The following is a 14,483-nucleotide window of genomic DNA, read 5'->3' as shown; positions in this document are numbered from 1 at the left end:
CCGGTGAGAGCACCGGGCGCGAAAATCATTAAGAACCCATGCGGTAGTTCGGGGATTCCTTGGTGATGGTCACGTCGTGAACGTGGCTTTCCTGAATGCCCGCGCCGCTGATGCGCACGAATTCCGCTTTGGTGCGCAGGTCGTCGATAGTACCACAGCCGGTCAGCCCCATACAGGAGCGCAGGCCGCCCATCTGCTGGTGAATGATCTCTTTCAGGCGGCCTTTATAAGCCACACGGCCTTCGATACCTTCCGGCACCAGTTTGTCGGCGGCGTTATCGCTCTGGAAGTAGCGGTCAGAAGAGCCTTTGGACATCGCGCCCAGCGAGCCCATGCCGCGATAGGATTTGTAAGAGCGGCCCTGGTAGAGTTCGATTTCGCCCGGAGATTCTTCGGTACCAGCAAGCATCGAGCCAACCATCACTGCGGCAGCGCCTGCGGCGATCGCTTTGGCGATGTCGCCAGAGAAACGGATACCGCCGTCAGCGATAACCGGAATACCGGTGCCTTCCAGCGCTTCAACTGCGTCGGAAACGGCGGTGATCTGCGGAACGCCCACGCCAGTCACGATACGCGTCGTACAGATGGAGCCTGGGCCGATACCGACTTTCACCGCGCTCACGCCCGCTTCTGCCAGTGCGCGAGCACCTGCGCCAGTGGCGACGTTGCCGCCGATGATTTGCAGATCCGGGTATTTGGCACGGGTTTCACGAATGCGCTGCAACACGCCTTCGGAGTGGCCGTGGGAGGAGTCAATCAGCAGCACGTCAACGCCTGCGGCAACCAGCGCGTCAACGCGTTCTTCGTTACCTGCGCCCGCACCAACCGCTGCGCCAACGCGCAGTTGCCCTTGCTCATCTTTACAGGCGTTCGGTTTACGTTCTGCTTTCTGGAAATCTTTAACGGTGATCATGCCGCGCAGGTGGAAGCTTTCGTCGACAACCAGCGCTTTTTCAACGCGTTTTTCGTGCATTTTGGCAAACACGACTTCGCGGGATTCACCTTCACGCACGGTCACCAGACGCTCTTTCGGCGTCATGTACACGCTAACCGGCTGGTTCAGATCGGTGACGAAACGCACGTCGCGACCGGTGATGATGCCAACCAGTTCGTTGTCGCCATTCACTACCGGGTAACCGGCAAAGCCGTTACGTTCGGTTAGCTCTTTCACTTCGCGCAGGGTAGTGGTCGGCAGAACGGTTTGCGGGTCTTTAACCACGCCGGATTCATGTTTCTTCACGCGGCGAACTTCTTCCGCCTGGCGCTCAATCGACATGTTTTTGTGAATAAAGCCAATGCCGCCTTCCTGTGCCAGGGCGATTGCCAGGCGCGCTTCCGTCACGGTATCCATCGCCGCAGAGAGCATCGGAATGTTCAGGCGAATGGTTTTAGTGAGCTGCGTGCTCAAGTCGGCAGTATTCGGCAGAACGGTGGAATGAGCGGGAACGAGGAGGACGTCGTCAAACGTCAGTGCTTCTTTAGCGATACGTAGCATGGGCAATATCTCTGACCTGGGGGGTTAAATATTGCCGTGGCATTATACAGAGCGTAACCGATTGCATCCACACTTTTTTAAGAAAAATACTTGCCATCCCCTCGTTTCGGGTTACTATCGAACGAATAACTTGCTGATTTAGAATTTGATCTGGCTCACATGTCGTCGTTCCAATCCCCCTCAATTTTTACGGTTAGCCGCCTTAATCAGTCGGTGCGCTTACTGCTGGAACGCGAACTCGGCCAGGTGTGGATCAGCGGGGAAATCTCCAATTTTACCCAGCCCGCTTCCGGTCACTGGTACTTCACCTTAAAAGACGATACCGCTCAGGTGCGCTGCGCGATGTTCCGCAACAGCAACCGTCGCGTCACGTTTCGCCCGCAGCACGGCCAGCAAGTGCTGGTGCGCGCCAATATCACGCTGTATGAACCGCGCGGCGAATACCAGATTATTGTCGAAAGCATGCAACCGGCCGGTGAAGGTTTGTTGCAGCAGAAGTATGAGCAACTTAAAACGAAGCTCGCGGCCGAAGGGCTGTTCGACCAGCAATTCAAAAAACCGCTGCCCTCACCCGCCCATTGCGTTGGTGTTATCACGTCTAAAACCGGTGCCGCGCTGCACGATATTCTGCATGTATTGAAACGCCGCGATCCGTCGCTGCCGGTGGTGATTTACCCGACTGCTGTACAAGGCGAAGATGCGCCCGCGCAGATTGTACGCGCTATTGAACTGGCTAACGCCCGCGAAGAGTGCGACGTACTGATTGTCGGGCGCGGCGGCGGTTCGCTGGAAGATTTGTGGAGTTTTAACGACGAACGCGTGGCGCGGGCGATTTTTGCCAGCCGCATTCCGGTGGTCAGCTCCGTTGGACACGAAACCGACGTGACCATTGCCGATTTTGTTGCCGACCTGCGCGCGCCCACTCCCTCTGCGGCGGCAGAAATTGTCAGCCGTAACCAGCTGGAACTGCTGCGCCAGGTTCAGGCGATGCAGCAGCGTTTAGAAATGTCGATGGACTATTATCTGGCAGGCCGCAGCCGCCGTTTCGCCCAGATACATCATCGTCTGCAACAACAGCATCCCCAGTTGCGGCTGGCGCGTCAGCAAACCGTGCTGGAACGCCTGCAGCAGCGCATGCACAACGCGCTGGATAATCAGTTAAAACGCGCTTCCGTGCGCCAGCAGCGCGTAGTACAGCGTCTGAATCAGCAAAACCCGCAGCCGCGTATTCACCGGGCGCAAAGCCGCATTCAGCAACTGGAATATCGTCTTAGCCAGAATATTCGTGACCGCCTGAGTGGCACACGCGAACGTTTTGGTACGGCAATCACTCATCTTGAAGCGGTCAGCCCGCTGGCAACGCTGGCGCGCGGCTACAGCGTAACTACCGCGACCGACGGCAAAGTGCTGAAACAGGCCAAGCAGGTTAAAGCGGGCGACAAACTGACCACACGGCTGAACGATGGCTGGGTGGAGAGTGAAGTCAGCGCCGTCACGCCCATGAAAAAAACGCGCCAACGTAAATCCTCTTAATTCACGCGCTCAATAAATCAGACGAACCTATACTTTTTGTTGTTCTTTTTTGTTTTATCAAGGAGATCAACATGAATGCACGTCATCCGTACAGTGTTATCCCGCCCTATATCCTGCGCCGCATCATCGACAATGGTTCAGAACTTCAGCAACGCTGCGCCCGCCAGACCTTAACGCATGTCCAAACGTTGATGGCGCACAGCCACGGCAAAGTCGATGCGCCGCTGGTCACTTCGCCCGGCGAACTGGTCCGCGATATTTATGACGCTCAGCAAAAAGAGACGTTGCCCGGTGAGCAGGTACGCTATGAGGGCCAGCCACCGACAGGTGATGTAGCCGTTACCGAAGCGTATGACTACCTGGGTGTCACCCATGATTTTTTCTGGCAGGTTTATCAACGCAACTCGCTGGATAACCAGGGGCTTATTCTTAGCGGCACCGTGCATTACGGCCAGGATTACCAGAACGCTTTCTGGAATGGTCAGCAGATGGTGTTTGGCGATGGTGATGGCGAGATCTTCAACCGTTTTACCATTGCCATTGACGTGGTGGCGCATGAACTGAGCCACGGCGTCACAGAAACGGAAGCCGGGTTGATCTACTTTGAACAAGCTGGCGCGTTAAATGAGTCGTTATCCGATGTGTTCGGTTCGCTGGTAAAACAGTACCACCAGCAACAGACGGCGGATCAGGCGGACTGGATCATTGGTGAAGGCTTGCTGGCAAAAGGCATTCATGGCAAGGGGCTGCGCTCGATGTCGAAGCCGGGGACGGCTTATGACGACCCGTTACTGGGTAAAGATCCACAGCCTGCGCATATGAAAGATTTTATTAAAACGCGTGAAGATAACGGCGGCGTACACCTGAATTCCGGCATTCCAAACCGGGCATTTTACCTGGCGGCAACCGCTATAGGTGGCTATGCGTGGGAAAAAGCCGGATACGCCTGGTATGACACGGTGTGTGATAAGTCACTGGCGCAAAATGCTGACTTCGCCACTTTCGCCAAATTCACCATCAAACATGGCGAGAAACGTTCCGGCAAGCAGGTTGCCGCCGCTATTAAACAGGCGTGGAAAGATGTCGGAGTTTTATGATGAACGAACCCGAATTAACCGACGACGCGGTAGTCGAGTTAGCCCGTGAAGGCGGGCTGGCTTACATTCCGAAGCTGAGCGGCGCGCGAAAAATTGTCATCGCCCAGCTCAGTGCGGAGCAGCGCCAGCGGCTGGTGGACATTTTGCACCAGACGCTCCCGCTCGCCGAACCGCCAGGCCAGCCGGACTCGCCTGGACGTGGCGATCAACGTTTCTACCGTTTGCAAATCACCTGGACCACCCAGCAAACGGATGTGCTGCTGCTTATCCCGGAAAGCAAAGCGCCACCGTCGTTTGTCGAACTGTGGCGCGAAGGGGAAGAGTGTATTTGTAAGCCCTAGAGCAGCGTATATTCGACGCGTTTTTTCGAAATCAGCCCGTGGCCGTGCTGGCAGAAAAAGTCCACCGCGCCACAGGCTTTTAATACTTCCAGAGGCTGATGGCACTCCGGGCAATGCGCCTGGATTTGAATGTCTTTGCCGCAGCCGTCGCAGTGAGCATGTGTTCCCACTACTTGCAGCGGGTTATGGCAAGTCGGGCAGGTCAGTTCCATAAGGCGCTCCTTAATTTTTTCACGGCGTTTATCATACACCGCTAACGACAAAAAACCCGCCAGCAGGCGGGTTAAATGGCTCGTCAGGTTTGGTTTACTATTCGCCCACCATCACGAAGCGGGAGCTCTCGAAGGCCTGGTAAATCCGCTGAGAAGGAAATGCCGGGAATGACGCCCGTTGAGCCGCAGTTTTCAGCGCCGCGCAGTAAGCTTTATTCCCTTCTCTGGTCTCAATATTGTTCAGTTTGCCATCATAAGCAAATTCCAGATGTAAGCGGCATTTTTTCCCTTTCCAGCCAGAACGATCCGCAAGCCGTGATTCGATCGCGTTTTTTATCGCGCGGGCCTGTTTCCCGTACTCATCCTGGTCGGTAAAACGCCCGGAATCGCAACTGCCAAGCGCGGTGGTTTTATGGCAACCGGAGGGGTGAAGCGGTGTGCAACCAGTCACTACACCGGCCAGAAATATCACCAGTAAAAACGTTTTCATTTCATATCCCTTTTGAAATTATTCATTGAAGACGATTATTAACGCGTTGTTTTTATAGCCTTAACCAGTGTACTGCTATCGACAGGCCGAAACAGCGCCTGATTTCTGTAGGTGAGCCCGTTGTAATAAATAAAAAACCCGCCAGGCGGCGGGTTTGAAGCAAGTGATTACTTACTTTTTTTGATGTGCTTAATCAGGCGTTTACGTTTGCGCATCTGGTTCGGTGTCAGGGTGTTGCGTTTGTCGGCAAACGGGTTTTCCCCCTCTTTGAACTGAATACGGATTGGCGTACCCATCACATCCAGCGATTTGCGGAAGTAGTTCATCAAATAACGTTTGTAGGAATCCGGCAAGTCTTTCACCTGGTTGCCGTGGATCACCACTATCGGCGGGTTATACCCACCGGCGTGGGCATATTTCAGCTTCACGCGACGACCACGCACTAACGGCGGCTGATGATCTTCCGCCGCCATGTTCATAATACGCGTCAGCAGCGCAGTACTGACGCGGCGGGTGGAGCTGTCATACGCTTCGCGAACGGATTCAAACAGGTTGCCAACGCCGCTGCCGTGCAGCGCGGAAATAAAGTGCACACGGGCGAAATCAATAAAGCCCAGGCGGTAATCCAGCGTCTCTTTCACCTGCTCTTTCACTTCCTGGCTCAGACCGTCCCATTTATTGACGACGATAACCAGTGAGCGGCCGCTGTTAAGAATAAAGCCGAGCAGCGATAAATCCTGATCGGAGATACCTTCACGGGCATCAATGACCAGCAGCACAACGTTAGCATCTTCAATCGCTTGCAGCGTTTTGATGACCGAGAACTTCTCCACCACATCGGTGATTTTGCCGCGCTTACGCACACCAGCGGTGTCGATAAGTACGTATTCACGCTCATCGCGCTGCATCGGAATGTAGATGCTGTCGCGCGTGGTACCCGGCATGTCATACACCACCACGCGCTCTTCGCCGAGAATGCGGTTAGTCAGTGTGGACTTACCGACGTTCGGACGCCCCACAATGGCCAGTTTGATTGGCAGATCCTGCGGGTTGAAATCGTCTTCCGGCTCTTCTTTTTCGCCGTTTTCGTTGGCTTCGAACTGTGCCCAGTATTCGGCGTCCTCATCCACCTCTTCCGGCGGGTTGAGTTCGTCCATCCATGGCATCAGCACATGTTCCAGCAAGCTGGTGACACCGCGCCCGTGGGAAGCGGCGATAGCGTGGATTTCCCCCAGACCGAGGGAATAAAAATCTGCTATTGCCTGATCCGGATCCAGACCGTCGGTTTTGTTCGCCACCAGAAAAGTCGGTTTTTCGCGTGAACGCAGATGCTTGGCAATGGCCGAATCGGCTGGCATCAGACCCGCGCGCGCATCGACCATAAACAGTACGACATCGGCTTCTTCAATCGCCAGCAGCGATTGTTCCGCCATGCGCGTTTCCACGCCATCTTCGGTGCCATCGATACCGCCGGTATCGATACAGATAAATTCGCGGCCTTCAACTTCAGCACGACCGTACTTACGGTCACGAGTCAGACCCGGGAAATCCGCCACCAGCGCATCTCGGGTGCGTGTTAAACGGTTAAATAGCGTGGATTTTCCAACGTTAGGGCGCCCGACAAGCGCGACCACAGGTACCATGTTTAAAGCCTCATTACAGAAAATTCATTAGCAAAACGTCGCGGGTTACGCGCCGTTTTAAAAACAGGAAAACGGCTCCTGCAACAGGAGCCGTCTTCAGGAACGACAAACCCGACGCGCTTAGCGCGAAAGGGCGTATACTGTGCCGTCTTTCGCCTGGATCAGCAGTTTGCCACCGGCAACCACCGGCTCGGTCAGGAAACCGGAGCTGTCGACTTTCTGCTGCGCGACAAAGCGCCCGTCTTCAACGTTAATCCAGTGCACGTAGCCTTCGCTATCGCCTGTCACAATGTAACCATTATACAACGCCGGAGCGGTAAGGTTACGGTGCAGCAGGTCACTTTGTGTCCACAGGGTCACGCCGCCGTCGGTAGTCAGGGCCAGCACACGATCGCTCTGGTCGATCATATAGATGCGGTTACCATCAACCACGAAATCGCTCACTGAACCCAGCTCGCGTTTCCACATAATCTGGCCGCTACGCAGATCCAGCGCCGTCAGGTTGCCGTTATAGGCCAACGCGTACACCACGTTACCCACAACCACCGGCGTAGTATCGACATCGCTCAGACGATCGATCTCTGTCGGACCATTGGCCTGGGAGATTCGCTGCTGCCAAATCATCTGGCCCTGCTGCATTAATACCGCGCTAACGCGACCGTTATCACCGCCAACAATGGCAGCGCCAAAGGCGGAAGTCGGTGCGGATTCACCGCGCAGAGAAAGCGCAGGCATATCGAGGTTGACGATCCATTTGGATGCGCCATCGCTTTCGTTCAGCGCCTGCAACTGACCGTTACTGGTGTGGATCAGCACTAAACCGTCGCTCACTACCGGGCGAGAAAGCGCTTCGCCAGCGACTTTCGTTTTCCACGCCTGCGAACCATCGCTGGTGTTCAGTGCGTAAACCTGCGCTTTTTCGCTGCCCACATAAACATGGCCACCGGAAACGGTCACACCGCCAGAAAGCAGTGCAGCGCGTGTGGAGAACCAGCCATCTTTTTCAGCCAGGTTAACCGACCAAATTTCATGCCCATCTTCAATGCTAACCGCTTTCACCACACCATGACGATCGGCGGCGTAAACCACGCCATCAGCAAACGCCGGATGCAGGTTAGAGTAGAAGTCACCAATACCGTTGCCCACGGAGGTGCTCCATGAGGTGGTCGGGGTGAACTGGTTTTCCACCACCGGCAACGGGGACATTTTGACAACATCTTCTTCGCTGTTAAACAGGGAACAGCCGCTCAAAAGCGTGACGGAAAGCAGCCCTGGCAGAAGTAATTTACGCAATTGCATCGGGTCCCTCTTAGATGGACAAATTATTGATTTTCATCTGCATCATTTCACTCAGCGCAGGAGAAGCATTGTTTTTAATGCCGTTTTCCCATGCGGTGCGCGCGCCTTGTTTATCACCTTTGCTCAGCAGTGCTTCGCCACGCAGATCGGCAACAATCGCTGACCAGCTTTCCGCTTTGACCGCATCCAGCGTTTTCAGCGCAGCGTCTTGTTGCTTTTGCTGTACCTGAATGCGCGCCAGGCGCACATTGATTATCGACTTGAGATTTTCATCATTCGTCGCAGCCAGCCCTTGTTGCAACTGAGCAGCGGCTTTATCCAGCTCGTTCTTCTCAACGTATTGCTGCGCCAGTTCCAGCGACGCCAGCGCGCCGTAGGTGTTTTTGTTTTCAGCAGCGAATTTTTCCGCCGCCGTAAACGATTCTGGTTTGCCCGCCGAAAGCGCGGCAACCGCGTTTTCATAAGCCTGTGAAGAGGCTCTCGCCGTGTCTGCCTGATGGCTGTTCCAGTAGCGCCAGCCAACCAGCGCACCAATACCCAAAATGACGCCAACGGCCAGCGCTTTACCATTCTCGGCAAAGAAGCGCTTAATCGCGTCTACCTGGTCGTTTTCGTTTTCGTAAATTTCCACGCAGTCCTTCTCCTTAACGATAATTCACCGGGGAGATTAGCCCAGTAGTGTGCGCAAATGCGCCGCAACGCTCTCCTGCGTTACCGTACTCTGCTCACCAGAGCGTAAATCCTTCACCACAACATTACCGTCGGCAATTTCAGATTCGCCGAGCACCAGTGCGACGCGAGCGCCCCACTTGTCCGCACGGGCAAATTGCTTTTTAAAATTGCCGCCGCCGTGGTTCATCATCAGCCGTACGCCAGGTAACGCATCGCGCACCTGCTCACCCAACTGCATAGCAGCGGATTGCGTATTGGCGCCAGACGCCACCAGGTATATATCGACAACGGATTCTGCTTTAAATTCCGGATTAACAGCCTGAACTAACAAAACAAGTCGTTCAAGACCCATTGCGAAGCCAACCGCCGGAGTCGCACGACCACCCAGTTGCTCAACCAGTCCATCATAACGACCGCCTGCGCAAACAGTGCCCTGCGCGCCAAGACTGGTGGTTACCCACTCGAAAACAGTACGGTTGTAGTAGTCCAGACCGCGCACCAGACGCTGGTTCACCGTATAGGCGATACCCGCCGCATCAAGGAATGCGCAAAGACCTGCGAAGTGTTCGCGGGACTCATCGTCAAGGTAATCACCCAGTTTCGGTGCATCGTTCAGCAGCACCTGGATATCCTGGTTTTTGGTATCCAGTACGCGCAGCGGGTTGGTATACATACGGCGCAGGCAGTCTTCGTCCAGCTTATCTTTATGCTGCTCGAGGAAAGCCACCAGCGCATCGCGATAGGTCGCGCGCGCGTCAAGCGAGCCAATCGAGTTGAGTTCAAGGGCAACGTGCGAAGCAATGCCCAGCTCGCGCCACCAGCGGGCGGTAAGCATAATCAGCTCGGCATCGATATCCGGCCCCTGCAGGCCAAACACTTCCACACCCAACTGATGGAACTGACGATAGCGCCCTTTCTGCGGACGTTCGTAGCGGAACATCGGCCCGACATACCACAAGCGCTGTTCCTGATTGTACAGAAGACCATGTTCGATGCCGGCGCGTACACAGCCCGCCGTACCTTCGGGACGCAGTGTCAGGCTGTCGCCGTTGCGATCGTCAAAGGTGTACATCTCTTTTTCAACCACGTCGGTCACTTCACCGATCGCGCGTTTAAATAACGGGGTCTGCTCTACAATCGGCAAACGGATTTCACTGTAACCGTAGCTGCCGAGCACGTTTTTTAAAGTGCCTTCAATGCGCTGCCAGATGGCGGTTTCGCCAGGCAGATAATCGTTCATGCCGCGAATGGCTTGAATATTTTTTGCCACGTTTATTCTCTTTATTAATACAAAAAATGAACCCTCAGGGCCGCGACGAACTGCGGGTCGCGCCGGGCGGGTTCATCATACACGGGAAGCCTGCCGCTTCCCAGCAACCTTATTTTTCTACCTGTTGCACATCGATACGACGCGCTTCATCCAGCATTGATGCTTTCGCGCGAATGCGGGCTTCAAGCTGGCTAATCATATCGCTGTTATCCAGGCGGTCTTTGCGCACACCATCTTCGTACAGGCCGCTTTTCTTGTTACCGCCGGTCACACCCAGCGTAGAAACAAGCGCTTCGCCTGGGCCATTTACCACGCAACCGATAATGGAGACATCCATCGGCGTGATGATATCTTCCAGACGCTGTTCAAGGGCGTTGACCGTACCGATAACATCAAATTCCTGGCGGGAACAGGTCGGACAGGCGATAAAGTTAATGCCGCGCGAGCGAATGCGCAGCGATTTCAGGATATCAAAACCAACTTTAATCTCTTCCACCGGATCGGCAGCCAGCGAAATACGCAGCGTGTCACCAATGCCTTCTGAAAGCAGTAAGCCCAGACCAATCGCCGATTTCACTGCGCCTGCGCGCGCGCCACCAGCTTCGGTGATGCCAAGATGCAGCGGCTGATCGATCTGTTTTGCCAGCAGCCGATAGGATTCAACAGCGAGGAATACGTCCGACGCTTTCACGCTGACTTTGAACTGATCGAAATTCAGGCGATCGAGATGATCGACATGACGCATGGCGGATTCGAGCAGCGCTTGCGGCGTTGGCTCGCCATACTTTTCCTGCAGATCTTTTTCCAGCGAACCGGCGTTAACACCGATGCGAATCGGAATGTTTTTATCGCGCGCGCAATCAACAACGGTGCGAATACGCTCTTCGTTGCCGATGTTGCCGGGGTTAATGCGCAGACAGTCAACGCCATATTCGGCGACTTTCAGCGCAATGCGGTAGTCAAAATGGATGTCCGCAACCAGCGGGACACGCACTTGCTGTTTGATCAATTTGAAGGCTTCTGCCGCGTCCATGGTCGGGACAGAGACGCGGACAATATCCGCGCCGACGCGCTCAAGCGCTTTGATTTGATTAACCGTCGCTTCAACATCCGTGGTACGGGTGTTTGTCATGGACTGCACGGCGATGGGTGCGCCATCGCCAATGGGCACATTACCAACGTAAATCCGTTTCGATTTCCGACGCTGAATCGGAGCCTGGTTATGCATGAAAAATCTCCCGCGTTGCCCGTCTGTTACTGTGCTGCTGATTGTTCGGCATTGAGGGTCAGACGCGCAACCTGGTTAGTTCTGATAAAACGACTCAGATCGACAGGTTTACCCTGATACTGGATCTGAACGGCTGATGGCGCGCCAATTTTCAGCTTATATGGCGCCTGGCCGGTTAAATTGAGCGTGGCATCTTTACGTTGCAAGCCGCTGAATAATTTCTTCCCGGTGGCATCGCTCACTTCCAGCCAGCAGTCGGCAGTAAAGTTCATCACCAGTGCGTTAGTATCCGCTTGCGCACCCGCGACACCGGCCTGGTCGGTCGGTAACTGCGCTGGGTTTGCTGGAGCGGTAGGCTGCTGCATGGCGTCAACATTCGCCTGCGACGGTGCAACAACGGTGTTCTGATTTGCGGTAGTAGCGGGGGCTTGCGGCGCGCTGGCGGCTGGCGTTTGCGCTGTCGCCGACGGTGCTGGCGCTTCAACAGGCGTGGCGGAATTATCAACCGGGTCTGCTGCAGCGGTGTCGTTATTCAGTGGTACGCTTTGCGCGTTGCTGTTGCCCGCGTTCAGCTCCGCAGAAGATTGATCCGCCATGTTGGTGATCTCTTGCTGCTGCGCTTTGTGGTTATCCCACCACCATGCGCCCGTCAGGCCGATGGCGACCAGGAACACCAGCCAGGTGATAAAACTCATCATCCAGCCACCGCGTTTTTTACGCGGTTTGCCTAAAGCAAAAGTCTGCATTGGCGCAACTTTTGCCGCTCTGACCGGCGCTTGTTTTTCAAGAATCGGCAGCAGTTCTTCTTCAGGAATGTGCACTAAGCGGGCATAGGAGCGGATATAACCGCGTACAAAAGTCGAAGCCAGATCGGCGGGCGACCTGTCCTCTTCGATATCGCGTACCGTGGAGACCTTCAGGCATAAGCGCTCTGCAACCGCTTGCTGGCTGAGTCCAAGTTGTTCACGGGCGTTGCGCAGACGTACGCCAGTGGTTTGTGCTTCATTTTGGTCGTGAGTGGCTTCAGTATTCATTCGCTACAACTACTGGTACGTGAAAATTAAACATTCAGGCGCGCATAACCGCAATGCCTACACGCGCCGCGAAAAAACCGGGTCGGTTAAACCTGGCCCACAGTATAGGACTGTCAGGCTTGTCATAACAGAACAGCTTTCAGCACTTTTTGCTAAGCCGTTGTTCCATCACTACATACTGCCTTAAAGTCAGGAGAAACGCACCGTAATTATTAATGGCCTGTATATGTACAGGCCAAATAGTCGACATTTTCACAAAATGCAGCATATTCTTCGCGCTGCAACTTATGATTATAGTGCCTTGATCTCAATAGGCTCGCCCTGCATACGCTTACGCATCGTACGTTTGGTACGGTCGATCACATCGCCCGCCAACTGACCACACGCGGCATCGATATCATCGCCACGCGTTTTACGCACGATGGTGGTGAAACCATAACTCATCAGCACCTTACAGAAGCGATCGATACGGCTGTTAGAGCTGCGGCCATACGGCGCCCCCGGGAACGGGTTCCATGGAATCAGGTTGATCTTGCACGGTGTATCTTTCAGCAGCTCCGCCAACTGGTGCGCATGTTCAGTACCATCGTTGACGTGATCCAGCATCACATACTCAATGGTCACACGGCCCTGGTTAGCGTTGGATTTTTCCAGATAACGGCGAACGGCGGCGAGGAACGTCTCGATGTTGTACTTTTTGTTGATCGGTACAATTTCATCGCGAATTTCGTCGTTTGGCGCATGCAGAGAGATGGCCAGCGCAACGTCAATCATATCGCCCAGTTTATCCAGCGCCGGAACCACGCCGGAAGTGGAGAGCGTGACGCGGCGTTTGGAGAGACCAAAGCCGAAATCATCCAGCATAATCTCCATCGCCGGAACGACGTTGGTCAGGTTGAGCAGCGGCTCGCCCATGCCCATCATCACCACGTTGGTAATCGGGCGGCTGCCGGTGACTTTCGCCGCGCCGATAATTTTCGCCGCGCGCCACACCTGGCCGATAATTTCCGAAACGCGCAGGTTACGGTTAAACCCCTGCTGAGCCGTGGAGCAAAATTTGCACTCCAGCGCACATCCCACCTGGGAAGAGACACACAACGTCGCGCGATCATCTTCGGGGATGTAGACGGTTTCAACGCGCTGATCGCCCACGGCAATCGCCCATTTGATGGTGCCGTCGGAGGAGCGTTGTTCTTCCACCACTTCCGGCGCACGAATTTCGGCGACCTCTTTTAATTTGTTGCGTAGCACTTTGTTGATGTCGGTCATCTCATCAAAGTCGTCGCTGCAATAGTGGTACATCCACTTCATCACCTGATCGGCGCGGAAGGGTTTTTCGCCTAAGTTTTTGAAAAATTCACGCATCTGCTGACGGTTTAAATCCAGCAGGTTAATTTTTGCATCTTTGTTTGGCACCGTGAGAGCGTCGTTCTCAGGCATGACAATTTGTTCAGTCATAATGTATTCCGGCCTCGTTATTACACGTTGTGGCCCGTGGAGGGTTAAAAAGAAGCGCCCCAGGACAGCGTCGGCTCATCCTGGGGCGCAGCATTGTACAAATTCTGACGCACAGATACCACGTTTGCACGCGGCTTTTCACAAATTAAAGTGTAAACCTCGTTACACGTTTAACGAGTGATTAACGGGTGCGCGGGCACACTTCGCCTTCGGCGAAGAAGTAGGCGATTTCACGCGCAGCGGATTCAACGGAGTCAGAACCGTGAGTACCGTTCTCAGTGAAGCTGTCTGCGTAGTCAGCACGCAGCGTGCCTGCCAGTGCATTAGCCGGGTTGGTTGCGCCCAGCAGGTCACGGTGACGCTGCACCGCGTTTTCACCTTCCAGCACGGAAACCACAATCGGGCCGGAAGTCATAAACTCAACCAGACCGTCAAAGAATGGACGACCTTCGTGCTCGGCATAGAAACCGCGCGCCTGCTCAACGGTCAGGTGCAGCATTTTGGTGCCAACAATTTTGAACCCTGCCGCTTCAAAGCGAGAGAAGATGCTGCCAATAACGTTTTTTGCCACCGCGTTCGGTTTAATGATGGAAAAAGTACGTTCAATAGCCATGTTTACCTCTGTAAGTTGTTCTGTTGCCCTGAATAGGTGTGGCGCGGATTATAAAGAGCAATACGGACGTTGCCTATGGATGAAGGTAACATTTTTTT

At 54.4% G+C, this 14,483-nt stretch carries 14 protein-coding genes; 3 read left to right on the top strand and 11 right to left on the bottom strand.

Translation table 11 applies throughout. From position 1 onward, the window contains the following. Positions 1–28: 28 nt before the first annotated feature. On the bottom strand, positions 29–1,495 hold the full coding sequence (guaB, locus tag BN2591_RS08990) for an IMP dehydrogenase (RefSeq protein ID WP_017458982.1): 1,467 nt from the start codon (positions 1,493–1,495) through the stop codon (positions 29–31). Between the two features lie 159 nt (positions 1,496–1,654). Between guaB and xseA the strand changes: the two genes are divergently transcribed. The 3 genes from xseA (at position 1,655) to BN2591_RS08975 (ending at position 4,466) form a co-directional block, all read left to right on the top strand. Continuing rightward, positions 1,655–3,028, top strand: coding sequence for an exodeoxyribonuclease VII large subunit (gene xseA / locus BN2591_RS08985; RefSeq protein ID WP_086870799.1), 1,374 nt, complete (start codon positions 1,655–1,657; stop codon positions 3,026–3,028). 71 nt (positions 3,029–3,099) lie between these two features. Further along, positions 3,100–4,125 (top strand): M4 family metallopeptidase, encoded by a 1,026-nt coding sequence (locus tag BN2591_RS08980; RefSeq protein ID WP_086870797.1) that lies wholly within the window; start codon positions 3,100–3,102, stop codon positions 4,123–4,125. Beyond that, positions 4,125–4,466: a protealysin inhibitor emfourin gene (locus tag BN2591_RS08975; protein WP_176519675.1), complete on the top strand. Its 342-nt coding sequence runs from the start codon at positions 4,125–4,127 to the stop codon at positions 4,464–4,466. The genes BN2591_RS08980 and BN2591_RS08975 overlap by 1 nt, the downstream gene beginning before the upstream one ends. On the opposite strand, the gene BN2591_RS08970 is transcribed toward BN2591_RS08975, so the two are convergent. The 10 genes from BN2591_RS08970 to ndk form a co-directional block, all read right to left on the bottom strand. Then, positions 4,463–4,678 carry a zinc ribbon domain-containing protein gene (locus tag BN2591_RS08970; protein WP_086870795.1) on the bottom strand — a complete coding sequence of 72 codons (216 nt, stop codon included), beginning with the start codon at positions 4,676–4,678 and terminating at the stop codon, positions 4,463–4,465. The two genes, BN2591_RS08975 and BN2591_RS08970, sit on opposite strands and share 4 nt — an antisense overlap. A 97-nt stretch (positions 4,679–4,775) precedes the next feature. Next, entirely contained in the window at positions 4,776–5,168 is a 393-nt protein-coding gene (locus tag BN2591_RS08965) for a cell envelope integrity TolA C-terminal domain-containing protein (protein ID WP_086870793.1), read from the bottom strand. 167 nt (positions 5,169–5,335) lie between these two features. Further along, a complete protein-coding gene (gene der, locus BN2591_RS08960; protein ID WP_086870791.1) occupies positions 5,336–6,811 on the bottom strand; it encodes a ribosome biogenesis GTPase Der in 1,476 nt (491 codons plus the stop codon). Between the two features lie 120 nt (positions 6,812–6,931). Next, on the bottom strand, positions 6,932–8,110 hold the full coding sequence (gene bamB, locus BN2591_RS08955) for an outer membrane protein assembly factor BamB (RefSeq protein ID WP_086870790.1): 1,179 nt from the start codon (positions 8,108–8,110) through the stop codon (positions 6,932–6,934). A 10-nt stretch (positions 8,111–8,120) separates the two neighbouring features. After that, a complete protein-coding gene (locus BN2591_RS08950; RefSeq protein WP_086870788.1) occupies positions 8,121–8,741 on the bottom strand; it encodes a YfgM family protein in 621 nt (206 codons plus the stop codon). A gap of 36 nt (positions 8,742–8,777) precedes the next feature. Next, positions 8,778–10,052, bottom strand: coding sequence for a histidine--tRNA ligase (hisS, locus tag BN2591_RS08945; RefSeq protein ID WP_086870786.1), 1,275 nt, complete (start codon positions 10,050–10,052; stop codon positions 8,778–8,780). 109 nt (positions 10,053–10,161) lie between these two features. After that, positions 10,162–11,280, bottom strand: coding sequence for a flavodoxin-dependent (E)-4-hydroxy-3-methylbut-2-enyl-diphosphate synthase (ispG, locus tag BN2591_RS08940; protein WP_086870784.1), 1,119 nt, complete (start codon positions 11,278–11,280; stop codon positions 10,162–10,164). A 26-nt stretch (positions 11,281–11,306) separates the two neighbouring features. Further along, entirely contained in the window at positions 11,307–12,314 is a 1,008-nt protein-coding gene (rodZ, locus tag BN2591_RS08935; RefSeq protein ID WP_086870782.1) for a cytoskeleton protein RodZ, read from the bottom strand. Between the two features lie 291 nt (positions 12,315–12,605). After that, positions 12,606–13,772, bottom strand: a complete 1,167-nt coding sequence (rlmN, locus tag BN2591_RS08930) for a dual-specificity RNA methyltransferase RlmN (protein ID WP_086870780.1) — start codon at positions 13,770–13,772, stop codon at positions 12,606–12,608. Positions 13,773–13,953: 181 nt separating this feature from the next. Then, on the bottom strand, positions 13,954–14,385 hold the full coding sequence (gene ndk, locus BN2591_RS08925) for a nucleoside-diphosphate kinase (protein ID WP_017458995.1): 432 nt from the start codon (positions 14,383–14,385) through the stop codon (positions 13,954–13,956). Positions 14,386–14,483 lie beyond the last annotated feature (98 nt).

Source organism: Kosakonia pseudosacchari (genome assembly GCF_900184035.1).
GTDB classification, from domain to species: domain Bacteria; phylum Pseudomonadota; class Gammaproteobacteria; order Enterobacterales; family Enterobacteriaceae; genus Kosakonia; species Kosakonia pseudosacchari.
The sequence above is the reverse complement of the archived record's forward strand: the minus strand, read 5'-3'. Positions and strand labels throughout refer to the sequence as shown.

What these genes read in the sequence shown, in the direction of transcription:
- guaB (WP_017458982.1), bottom strand. Translation starts at nt 1,495, where the DNA reads ATGCTACGTATCGCTAAAGAAGCACTGACGTTTGACGACGTCCTCCTC.
- xseA (WP_086870799.1), top strand. Translation starts at nt 1,655, where the DNA reads ATGTCGTCGTTCCAATCCCCCTCAATTTTTACGGTTAGCCGCCTTAAT.
- BN2591_RS08980 (WP_086870797.1), top strand. Translation starts at nt 3,100, where the DNA reads ATGAATGCACGTCATCCGTACAGTGTTATCCCGCCCTATATCCTGCGC.
- BN2591_RS08975 (WP_176519675.1), top strand. Translation starts at nt 4,125, where the DNA reads ATGAACGAACCCGAATTAACCGACGACGCGGTAGTCGAGTTAGCCCGT.
- BN2591_RS08970 (WP_086870795.1), bottom strand. Translation starts at nt 4,678, where the DNA reads ATGGAACTGACCTGCCCGACTTGCCATAACCCGCTGCAAGTAGTGGGA.
- BN2591_RS08965 (WP_086870793.1), bottom strand. Translation starts at nt 5,168, where the DNA reads ATGAAAACGTTTTTACTGGTGATATTTCTGGCCGGTGTAGTGACTGGT.
- der (WP_086870791.1), bottom strand. Translation starts at nt 6,811, where the DNA reads ATGGTACCTGTGGTCGCGCTTGTCGGGCGCCCTAACGTTGGAAAATCC.
- bamB (WP_086870790.1), bottom strand. Translation starts at nt 8,110, where the DNA reads ATGCAATTGCGTAAATTACTTCTGCCAGGGCTGCTTTCCGTCACGCTT.
- ispG (WP_086870784.1), bottom strand. Translation starts at nt 11,280, where the DNA reads ATGCATAACCAGGCTCCGATTCAGCGTCGGAAATCGAAACGGATTTAC.
- rodZ (WP_086870782.1), bottom strand. Translation starts at nt 12,314, where the DNA reads ATGAATACTGAAGCCACTCACGACCAAAATGAAGCACAAACCACTGGC.
- rlmN (WP_086870780.1), bottom strand. Translation starts at nt 13,772, where the DNA reads ATGACTGAACAAATTGTCATGCCTGAGAACGACGCTCTCACGGTGCCA.
- ndk (WP_017458995.1), bottom strand. Translation starts at nt 14,385, where the DNA reads ATGGCTATTGAACGTACTTTTTCCATCATTAAACCGAACGCGGTGGCA.